Below are 410 nucleotides of genomic sequence, written 5' to 3' on the forward strand. Positions count from 1 at the left end.
TTTGCTCATTGTTTTTGGAGCGCTAATTATTGGTGGTTTAATGGCAATGCATATTGTACTGATGAATAAACCAGGTTTTTTATTTGCATTAGCCGCAGCTATTGTTGGTTGGTTTTCTGCTTTTGCCGTTCTGTTTGACAAGCCCAAAATCTATTTGGGGTTGATTATTCTTGCAATGCTCTGTGTTGCTTCTTCAATTAGCATTTATGTTAGTTAAAACACCTGAAATATTGATTGAGATTCCTTTTAAAAGATAAAACTGAGAAATAAAAATGAAACTGGGCTTTTTGGGAACAGGTACAATCAGCGCTTGCATAATCGATGGCCTCATGACAAGCGCCTTTAATGTTTCTTCCATGATTGTTTCACCGCGCAATGCTGAAATAGCAGAGCGTCTTTCACGCACTTAT

At 37.3% G+C, this 410-nt stretch carries 1 protein-coding gene and 1 pseudogene; both read left to right on the forward strand.

The window, feature by feature from the left end:
- Position 1 precedes the first annotated feature (1 nt).
- Positions 2–217, forward strand: coding sequence for a hypothetical protein (locus tag ACFINC_RS10490; protein ID WP_375617176.1), 216 nt, complete (start codon positions 2–4; stop codon positions 215–217).
- Between the two features lie 55 nt (positions 218–272).
- Positions 273–410 (forward strand): annotated as a pseudogene (locus ACFINC_RS10495) (pyrroline-5-carboxylate reductase); the annotation flags it as partial.

Source organism: Bartonella sp. AP58NXGY (assembly GCF_042195785.1).
Lineage (GTDB): Bacteria > Pseudomonadota > Alphaproteobacteria > Rhizobiales > Rhizobiaceae > Bartonella.